The organism is Arthrobacter sp. 1088 (genome assembly GCF_031455315.1).
Lineage (GTDB): Bacteria > Actinomycetota > Actinomycetes > Actinomycetales > Micrococcaceae > Arthrobacter.
In genome coordinates, this window is record NZ_JAVDSM010000026.1 from 1 (window position 1) to 9,523 (window position 9,523).

The 9,523-nt window shown below is 62.2% G+C and carries 8 protein-coding genes; 3 read left to right on the top strand and 5 right to left on the bottom strand.

Features of this window, described 5'->3' with window-relative positions; all coding sequences use genetic code 11:
• Window positions 1-97 precede the first annotated feature (97 nt).
• The 5 genes from J2Y41_RS22705 to lysS form a co-directional block, all read right to left on the bottom strand.
• A complete protein-coding gene (locus J2Y41_RS22705; protein ID WP_309931929.1) occupies window positions 98-1,333 on the bottom strand; it encodes a glycosyltransferase in 1,236 nt (411 codons plus the stop codon).
• 173 nt (window positions 1,334-1,506) lie between these two features.
• Window positions 1,507-3,999 (bottom strand): ATP-dependent Clp protease ATP-binding subunit, encoded by a 2,493-nt coding sequence (locus J2Y41_RS22710; protein ID WP_224094623.1) that lies wholly within the window; start codon window positions 3,997-3,999, stop codon window positions 1,507-1,509.
• A 515-nt stretch (window positions 4,000-4,514) separates the two neighbouring features.
• Complete coding sequence (locus tag J2Y41_RS22715; protein ID WP_223947524.1) at window positions 4,515-4,841, bottom strand: Lsr2 family protein; 327 nt, start codon at window positions 4,839-4,841, stop codon at window positions 4,515-4,517.
• A 129-nt stretch (window positions 4,842-4,970) separates the two neighbouring features.
• Entirely contained in the window at window positions 4,971-5,144 is a 174-nt protein-coding gene (locus tag J2Y41_RS22720) for a hypothetical protein (RefSeq protein WP_216922753.1), read from the bottom strand.
• Between the two features lie 2 nt (window positions 5,145-5,146).
• Window positions 5,147-6,676, bottom strand: a complete 1,530-nt coding sequence (lysS, locus tag J2Y41_RS22725; RefSeq protein ID WP_309931932.1) for a lysine--tRNA ligase — start codon at window positions 6,674-6,676, stop codon at window positions 5,147-5,149.
• A gap of 57 nt (window positions 6,677-6,733) precedes the next feature.
• Between lysS and J2Y41_RS22730 the strand changes: the two genes are divergently transcribed.
• The 3 genes from J2Y41_RS22730 to J2Y41_RS22740 all read left to right on the top strand — a co-directional run bounded on the left by J2Y41_RS22730 (window position 6,734) and on the right by J2Y41_RS22740 (window position 9,383).
• On the top strand, window positions 6,734-7,636 hold the full coding sequence (locus J2Y41_RS22730; RefSeq protein ID WP_309931934.1) for an alpha/beta hydrolase: 903 nt from the start codon (window positions 6,734-6,736) through the stop codon (window positions 7,634-7,636).
• On the top strand, window positions 7,633-8,487 hold the full coding sequence (locus tag J2Y41_RS22735; RefSeq protein WP_309931936.1) for an alpha/beta hydrolase: 855 nt from the start codon (window positions 7,633-7,635) through the stop codon (window positions 8,485-8,487). Before J2Y41_RS22730 ends, J2Y41_RS22735 begins: the two co-directional genes overlap by 4 nt.
• Window positions 8,488-8,549: 62 nt before the next feature.
• On the top strand, window positions 8,550-9,383 hold the full coding sequence (locus J2Y41_RS22740) for an alpha/beta fold hydrolase (RefSeq protein ID WP_224094620.1): 834 nt from the start codon (window positions 8,550-8,552) through the stop codon (window positions 9,381-9,383).
• Window positions 9,384-9,523: the final 140 nt, after the last annotated feature.

Below are 9,523 nucleotides of genomic sequence, written 5' to 3' on the forward strand. Positions count from 1 at the left end.
TGAACAACCTCAGCAACCAAACGACTTGAGAACTTCACCACGGCAATCGACACCCTTCAATAATCAGGTGTTGCGATCACCGCATGATTCGAAGGGCTCATAACGCGCTTAACTGCGACCCAGTTGGGAGGTTGCGGAGCGTGTGGAGCACGGCGGCGGTCCCGTCTTCGTTCCCGATCCGCGCTGCGAGGATTTTTGCCCGGGCTGCGTAGGACGGGCTGCTGACGGCTTCCCGGATGGCGTACGCCAATCGCTCAACGGTGAGCCCCTTGTAGGGAACCGGCCGGGGCCCTGCGCCGAGGGCAGCAACCCGGGCAGCCCACAGCGGTTGGTCCGTATACACCGGGACGCAGACCGTGGGGACACCAGCGCGGAGGCCGGCAGCGGTGGTGCCGGAGCCCGCATGGTGCGCGACTGCCGCCATCCTCGGAAACAACCACTCGTGCGGGACCGCACCGATGCCGATCGCATCATCGTCCGAGAGGTCCCCCGCACCCTGCAGCACCGCCCTGACGCCCGCCCGCCTAATGGCCTCAAGAACGAAACCGGCCTCCAGCGCAGCGCTGCTTCCAAACCCGACGAACACCGGCGGTGGCCCTGCGGACAGAAAGTCCTCCAGTTCCGCGGACGGACTCCATTCCGGCTCGGGCGCCGGCCACCAGTACCCCGCCATGACCAACCCAGGGCGCCAGTCCGCCGGTCGCGGTAGAACTGTGGGGCTGATCCCATGGAGGACCGTGCTGCTCGCCCTGGCTCGACGTCGCTCGGCAGCTTGGCGTGACAGCTTCGGCAGGCCCAACTCAAGGCGAAGCCTTGCACTCGGGGCGTCATAGGGGGCAGGTCCGGCCAGGACCCGCTCGCCAATAATCCGGTTGCCCAGCCCGCCCAGGTTCCGGGCGGACCCCAGCAGCACAGGAGGGTAGTCTGCGCTGGGTTCCACCGGCTGCAGATGCGCGCCCACCGCTGGAATTCCAACCGCTTCAGCGACGTCGTAGGCATATGGCGCCACGGAATTAGCCAGGATGACGTCCGCACCCGCCTCAACCGCAGCCAGGGTCCCGGTGGCCGCTTGATCCATGTACTCGCTCAGCTCCCGCCAGGTGGTGAGCATGCCGCCGGACGACTTTGCTCCACCCGGTGTGGCACGCTTGATGATCCTGGCAAGGTCGCCGGGAAGAGGACGATACTCACACCCGGACCTGACCACGAGGTGCGCGTACGAGGGGTTGGCAGCGATGGACACCTCGTAGCCCAGCTTTTGCAGACGACTGCCGAGCCCTGCCATGGGGGCGACATCTCCCCGCGTCCCCGGACAAATCATCAATACTCGCATGCACCCCTCCATTGCAGTTCTTGACTCTCCGTAGCCACCCTAAGGGCACACCGGGACACAAAACTCCGGGGACCAACGCACCCGGGGGACCAACGCAACTCGGGGCGCCAACGCAAATGCCCCGCCCACTCCTTTCGGAATGGACGGGGCAGTTGGCTTAGGTTGCGTACGCCTTATGCGGTAGGAGCGATTTCCGGGATCCGCGGCTTGGCGTTGCCTGCAAACGTGAACTTGGCGTCGTCACCTTCGCCGTCCACATCCACCACAACGATGTCACCGGAGTGCAATTCGCCGAAGAGGATCTTCTCGGAGAGCTGGTCCTCGATCTCGCGCTGGATGGTGCGGCGCAGCGGCCGGGCACCCATTGCGGGATCGTAGCCACGGGTGGCCAGAAGAACCTTTGCTGCCGTGGTGAGCTCGATGCCCATGTCCTTGTCCTTAAGGCGGCGCTCCAGCCGGGTAACGAACATGTCCACGATCTCGATGATCTCGTCCTGGGTGAGCTGCGGGAACACCACGACGTCGTCAACACGGTTGAGGAACTCGGGGCGGAAGTGCTGCTTGAGCTCCTCCGTGACCCGGGCGCGCATCCGGTTGTAGCCAGTCTGGGTATCCGTGCCGGACTGGAAGCCCGTAGCGACGCTCTTTGAGATATCGCGGGTACCCAGGTTGGTGGTCATGATGATCACGGTGTTCTTGAAGTCCACCACGCGGCCCTGGGAGTCGGTCAGTCGGCCATCTTCCAGGATCTGCAGGAGCGAGTTGAAGAGGTCCGCGTGGGCCTTCTCAACTTCGTCGAACAGGACCACGGAGAATGGACGGCGACGAACCTTTTCGGTCAGCTGGCCGCCTTCTTCGTAGCCGACATAGCCCGGAGGTGCACCGAAGAGACGCGAAACCGTGTGCTTCTCGGAGTACTCGGACATGTCCAGCGTGATGAGGGCATCCTCTTCACCGAACAGGAACTCGGCAAGGGCCTTGGCGAGCTCGGTCTTGCCGACACCCGTAGGCCCGGCGAAGATGAACGAGCCACCGGGACGCTTGGGGTCCTTCAGGCCTGCACGTGTGCGGCGGATAGCCTGCGACAGGGCCTTGATGGCCTCGTCCTGGCCGACGACGCGCTTGTGCAGTTCGTCTTCCATCTTGAGGAGGCGCGAAGACTCTTCCTCGGTGAGCTTGAAGACGGGAATGCCGGTGGAGTTCGCGAGGACCTCGGCGATCAGGTCTTCATCAACCTCGGAGATGTCATCCATGCCGCCGGACTTCCAGTTGCGTTCCTTCTCAGCGCGTTCGGCAATGAGTTTCTGCTCTTTGTCGCGCAGCGAAGCGGCACCCTCAAAGTCCTGGGCGTCGATGGCGGATTCCTTCTCCATCTTGACGTCGGCAATGCGCTCGTCCATGGCCTTGAGCTCCGGCGGAGCGGTCATGCGGCGGATACGCAGGCGTGCACCGGCTTCATCGATGAGGTCGATCGCCTTGTCCGGCAGGAAGCGGTCCGAGATGTAGCGTTCGGCCAGCTGCGCGGCTGAGGCGAGGGCGCCGTCGGTAATCGTTACGCGGTGGTGTGCCTCGTAGCGGTCCCGCAGGCCCTTGAGGATCTCGATCGCGTGGGCGACGGAAGGCTCCTTGACCTGGATCGGCTGGAAGCGGCGCTCAAGGGCAGCGTCCTTCTCAATGTGCTTGCGGTACTCATCCAGCGTGGTGGCACCAATTGTCTGGAGTTCACCACGGGCAAGCATCGGCTTCAGGATGGATGCAGCATCGATGGCGCCTTCAGCAGCACCGGCACCAACGAGGGTGTGGATCTCGTCAATGAAGAGGATGATGTCGCCGCGCGTGCGGATCTCCTTGAGGACCTTCTTCAGGCGCTCTTCGAAGTCACCACGGTAACGGGAGCCGGCAACCAGTGAACCAAGGTCCAGCGTGTACAGCTGCTTGTCCTTGATGGTCTCCGGGACGTCGCCGCGGACAATCGCCTGGGCAAGGCCCTCGACGACGGCCGTCTTACCGACGCCGGGCTCACCGATGAGCACTGGGTTGTTCTTGGTGCGGCGGGAGAGGACCTGCATGACGCGTTCCATCTCCTGCTCGCGGCCGATCACGGGATCGAGCTTGTTCTCGCGGGCAGCTTGGGTGAGGTTGCGTCCGAACTGGTCCAGAACCACCGAACCTGCCGGGGTTCCCTCCGGCTGGCCCTGGCTGGAACCCGAACCCGCGGTTTCCTTGCCCTGGTAGCCGGAAAGCAGCTGGATGACCTGCTGGCGGACCCTGTTGAGGTCCGCGCCAAGCTTGACCAGTACCTGGGCAGCAACGCCTTCGCCCTCGCGGATGAGGCCGAGCAGGATGTGCTCGGTACCAATGTAATTGTGGCCGAGCTGCAGTGCTTCGCGGAGCGAAAGCTCAAGCACCTTCTTGGCGCGCGGGGTGAAGGGGATGTGCCCGGACGGAGCCTGCTGGCCCTGGCCGATGATCTCCTGCACCTGTTCGCGGACGCCATCGAGCGAAATGCTCAGGGATTCAAGCGCCTTTGCGGCAACGCCTTCACCCTCGTGGATCAGACCCAAGAGGATGTGCTCGGTACCAATGTAATTGTGGTTGAGCATCCGTGCCTCTTCTTGGGCAAGGACAACCACGCGACGGGCACGGTCCGTAAATCTCTCAAACATTTCGCCACACTCCTAGCTACGACGTACTTTGATGCTACGTGCCGAAGCCCGACTTTTGGAGCGTGTTCGCCACAGGGGAAACATGACGCCCAGTGGAATAAACCCGGCACCCCCTTCGCGGCACCGAGGCCTGCCCGGCGGAACGCCTGTCCCACGCCCGTGCCGGCCTCGGGGAGGACGTGGTCAGCCATCCAGGACAGCGGTAGGCCGGGGAACGCCTGCCGCCCGCTGACGAGGCGCATTGGCGAGGGCGCTTTGACCAGTCGTTTTGAGCAGGGCGCTTTGACCAGTCGTTTTGAGCAGGGCGCTTTGACCTGTCACTTTGACGAGGCGGCTTTGACCAGTCGTTTTGACCGGTTCCAAAAGGTCGCATAATGCCAACCGTAGGCCCCGGAACGATTCACGGAATATTCCAAGGCCCGGTCCAGGCACGCCCCGGAAGGCCTGACAACAAACTATGGGCTTAAAAGGCCAATGCCCCGGCAGAAGCTGCCGGGGCATTGAAGGCGGGTGAATCAGGAATTGGCCTTCTGGTAGGCTTCCTGAATTTCAGCCTGAATACGTCCGCGGCTGTTTACGGTGTAACCGTTGTCACGAGCCCATTGACGGATCTGTGCCGAATCCTGGTTTCGGGTTGCAGTCGCACGGCCACGTGTTGCACGGCCCGAAGAGGTCTTCCTGGCCTTGGCTACGTAGGGCTCCAGTGCTTTGCGCAGAGATTCTGCGTTAGCCGTGGACAAGTCCATCTCGTAGCTAACGCCGTCCAGCCCGAAACGGACAGTTTCGTCCGCTGACCCTTCATCCAGGTCATCGACGAGGATGATTTTAACTTTCTGTGCCATGAGTAGCCTCTCTTTTGGAGGGTTGGATAATCAGAAATTTGAGGGTTCCTATTCCTGATTATCGTTCACGCCAAGCACGCACGTCAAAGGCACTTTTGGGTTTCCTGCTAAGGCCACCCAATTTGCAGGCTATTTAGCTGCCGGGCCTTCACCCTCAGGGCCGGAATTCCGCAAATTGGCCTCAGCTTGGGCCCGGGCTTCCGCCTGCCGCTCGGATTTGTCCGCATTGAAGATCGACTTCATGGCAAACCAGAAGATCAACCCAACAACGATCGATGGCGCCAGGACTGCGATGTATTCCATGATCAGTGTCCTTCAGGCTTCAGCAAAGGGAACAGAATGGTTTCGCGGATACCTGCGCCAGTGAACAACATGACGAGGCGATCGATGCCGAGCCCGATACCACCCATGGGTGGGGCACCGTATTCAAGGGCGCGAAGGAAGTCTTCGTCCAGTTGCATGGCCTCTACGTCGCCGGCAGCAGAACGGCGTGACTGCTCCGTAAGCCGTTCGCGCTGGATAACGGGATCAATGAGTTCGGAGAAGGCCGTGCCACGCTCCATGCCCCCGATAATCAGGTCCCATGCCTCGATGAGCCGGCCGTCTTCGCGATGCGGACGCGCAAGCGGTTGAGCGGACGGAGGGTAGTTGTAAACGAACGTCGGGTTCAGCAGTGTGGGTTCCACAATCTCGCCAAAGAGCTCAACCACGATCTTCTCCGCGTTCCATTGCGGGTCCACCTTGATCTCGTGCCTGGCAGCAATGGCCAGCAGTTCATCCACCGTGGTGTCGGGAGTGACTTCAACGCCAACCGCTTCAGAAAGCCCCGGGTACACCGCAACCCAGGCCCATTCGCCGTCGAGGTTGATCTCGCCTGCATCCGTCTGGATCGTGCGGGTGCCAACCACGTCCGCGACGTTCAGGATGATTTCCTTCATGCGCTCGGCCATGACGAACTGGTCAGCCCAGGCTTCGTAGCACTCAAGGGTGGTGAATTCGGGGCTGTGCGTGGAGTCCACGCCTTCGTTCCGGAACACGCGGCCCATGTCGTAGACACGGTCGATGCCACCCACTACCGCGCGCTTCAGGAAGAGTTCCGTGGCGATGCGCAGGGTCATCTTCTGATCGAACGCGTTCATGTGCGTCTCGAACGGACGGGCCGTTGCACCACCGTGGACCAGCTGCAGGATGGGAGTCTCCACCTCGACGTAGCCGTGGCGGTCAAGGGTGTCGCGGACAGACCTCGTGATGGCAGCACGCTTATAGACCATCTCGCGCGCTTCATCGCGGACGATGAGGTCCACGTAGCGCTGGCGAACACGGGTTTCTTCGTTAAGCTCCGCGTGCAGGACCGGGAGCGGGCGCAGGGCCTTGGAGGCCATGGACCAGGAATCGGCCATGACGGAGAGTTCACCACGGCGGGAGGAAATGACTTCACCCTTGATGAACACGTGGTCGCCAAGGTCAACCAGGGCTTTCCAATCGGCCAGCCCTTCCTCGCCCACGTTGGCCAGGCTCAGCATCGCCTGGAGACGAACGCCCTTGCCGTCAACGCCACCTTCCTGGAGGGTGGCAAAGCAGAGCTTGCCGGTGTTTCGTACGAACACGACGCGGCCGGTGACGCCTACGATGTCACCAGTGGTTTCGTCGGCTTCCAGATGCGCATACTTTTCGCGGACCTCGCTCAACGAATGCGTCCGCTCAACGCCCACAGGATAGGCCTCTGTGCCACGTTCGATCAGCTTGGCGCGCTTGTCCATCCGGATACGCATCTGCTCGCTGGCATCGATGGGCTCTGCGGAGGTGTTCAGGGCTGGGGTGTTTGCGGAAGTCACAGTCCTTAAGTTTACCGGTGATTACGGGCCTCTATTTCCGGGACATAGACTCGGGCTGTGGAGACGTGGACAGTTGAAACGGACGACGGCGGCGGGCAGCTTGAGGTGCACACCTTCCGGCCGGCGTCGGAAGCCTCGATTCCCGGTTCGCACGCACCTGCGGAACCGTCCGGCGTCGTCGTGGTCCATGGGACTTTGGTGACCGATTCCCTGTACTGGCCCTTCGCGCGGACCTTGGGCATCATGCTGGGACGGCCTGTCCATTGCTATAACCGCCGGGGCCGCGGACGTTCGGCGCCACAACCGCCGGGCTACTCCGCCGGCACCGAGATCGCAGACCTCCGGGCGGTGATGCGCAGTACCGGTTCAAAGGATGTCGTGGCGCACAGTTATGGCGGTTTCGTAGCCCTTCAGGCCGCTCGCAGCACGGAGATCAACCGCTTGGTCACCTACGATGCTGCCGTCTCGTTATCAGGAAATCTCCATGGCCGGTGGCGTCCGGAATTGGAAGCCGCAGTCACCGCAGGCCAACTGGACCACGCGTGGGCCCATCTGGTGCAGGGTTTGGGAACCGCCGGCCCCATCTCATACCTGCCCATGGGGGCATTACGGATGCTGAGCATCCTCTCAGCGCAGACCCGGCTGGGTTCGGAGATGCGCTCCCTGTTGCCCACCGCCGTCGCCGAAATGCGCGCGGTCCTCGACGCCGACGCGCATCTTCACGATTTCACCTCGCTCGCGACCCCAACACTCATGCTTAGCGGCGGCTGGAGTCCGTCCTACTTCGCAGAAACCGGCCGCACCCTTGCCGGAGCGGTTCCAGCCATCGATTTCGCTATTGTCCCCCTGCAGTTCCATGAAGGTCCCCTGCGGCCCGGCAGGCGGCTTGCAGCCCGAATCGCCCGCTTCCTTTCAGGAGGCACCGCCCCGATGCCAGCGCGTCCAAGGATAAGCCGGTGAGGGAACGCACCATCAAAACGCACGACGGCGGCAAGCTGGCCTTGTACACCTACGGCGCGGAAGACGCACCCGGGGAGCGCCGCGTGGTCCTGATCGGCGGCGCATTCCTCACAGCCCTGATCTATCGGCCCTTTTCCATCGCCCTCGCGAAAGGCCTCGGCGAGGGGTGGGCCGTGGACGTCTACGATCGCAGGGGCCGCGGCAACTCAAGCGATCAACCACACAACTACTCCATGGCCACGGAAATTGCGGACGTGCGCACCATCATGGATGCTACCGATGCAAGGAACATCCTCGGCCACAGCCTGGGCGGGTCGGTGGCCCTCAACGCTGCGCAGGCGTTTGCCGGCACGCACCACCAACCGGACCGGCTCGCCGTTTACGACGCCGCTGTGAACATCGACGGAAGCATGGATACGGATTGGATGGCCGGTTTCGAAGACTCCGTGAACAAAGGCAATATCAACCGTGCACTGGCCCGCATGAGGCGGGGAATGCATCCCGGAAGTGCCCTGGCCCGGATCCCTGAACCTCTTCTCGTGGGCCTCATGGCCGTGGTTTCGCGAACCAAAGTCAACAAGATGTTCCGCGAACTCATGCCATCCGGCGTCGGAGAACTCAAAGCTGCCTTCGACGCCACGGAAACTCCGCGTGAATTCTCTGCCCTACCTCCCAACACCCACTTCATGGTGGGCAAGAAGAGCCCGCAGTACTACAAGGTGACCGCAGCGCGTTTGCACGCCGCTGTTCCCGGAAGCACCCTCGAGATATCGCCAAAGGGCTTCCACGGTTCCGTTCCAGCCGCTGTGAACGAACTCGTGATGGACATCTCGGACTACTTCAGAAGCTGATTGTTATCCACATAGCGTCCGGCATGCTGCCTGCGTTCAGGTGGCTCGGTTAGGCTCAAGACATGACGCGCGAGATCATCACCACAAAGGACGGCGGACACCTCGAGGTACTGACCACGGGCGGTGACCTGGCAGCTGCAGGCTCCGGTATCGTGGTGGTGCCTGCCTCAATGGTCACGGCCACCGATTACACACGTTTCGCGCAGAAACTTAGCGAGTCCCTGGGCCGGCCCGTCCATACCTTTAACCGCCGTGGACGCGGTGAATCCTCTCCGCAGCCCGAGGACTATACCCTCGAAGCCGACATCCGCGATCTTGACTCAGTCATGAAACACACATCCAGCACGGACGTATTCGGGCACAGCTTCGGCGGCGCCGTCGCACTACATGCGGCACGCACCTTACCGGTTGAGCGACTCGCCGTTTACGATCCCGCCGTCTCGGTCAACCACAGCGTCAAAGCCGACTGGACGCCGGAATATGAACGCGCGACGGCGGCAGGAGACTACGATCGCGGCCTCGCCGTACTCATCAAGGGAGTAGAGACCGGCGGGGCCTTCGCGCGCATGCCCCTCTCGATGTTGACGCTCGCCACCAAGCTGACCGCCGGAACACCCATGGGCAAGCAGATGCGGGAACTGATGACGTGCGGAGTCCGCGAAATCAAGGCTGTGATAGCCGCGGACATGCCCGCCGAGCCGTTCCTGGAGCTGCCCCTTGAAACGCTGATCGTGGTGGGCGAGAAAAGCCCCGCATACTTCGGGGTGGCGTGCGGCCAGATCCACGACGTCCTATCCGGCTCGAGCTACACCATCCTCCCCGGGTTCGGGCACGATGGCCCCAACAAAGCGCCCGACAAGCTCATCGCAGAATTGTCTGGATTCTTCTCGGGCTAGGGAGTTTCACATCCGCGTGGGCGTTCCCACGCTGGCTGTGAATTTTGTGGTTAAAGTGGGGAAGCCCCGACCGTGGTGGTCGGGGCTTCCCGTTAATGTTTGTCCGGCGGTGTCCTACTCTCCCACACCCTCCCGGGTGC

Bases quoted from the DNA above. Each gene is read 5' to 3' on its own strand.
- J2Y41_RS22715 (WP_223947524.1), bottom strand. From the start codon at position 4,841: ATGGCACAGAAAGTTAAAATCATCCTCGTCGATGACCTGGATGAAGGG.
- J2Y41_RS22720 (WP_216922753.1), bottom strand. From the start codon at position 5,144: ATGGAATACATCGCAGTCCTGGCGCCATCGATCGTTGTTGGGTTGATC.
- J2Y41_RS22740 (WP_224094620.1), top strand. From the start codon at position 8,550: ATGACGCGCGAGATCATCACCACAAAGGACGGCGGACACCTCGAGGTA.
- J2Y41_RS22710 (WP_224094623.1), bottom strand. From the start codon at position 3,999: ATGTTTGAGAGATTTACGGACCGTGCCCGTCGCGTGGTTGTCCTTGCC.
- J2Y41_RS22705 (WP_309931929.1), bottom strand. From the start codon at position 1,333: ATGCGAGTATTGATGATTTGTCCGGGGACGCGGGGAGATGTCGCCCCC.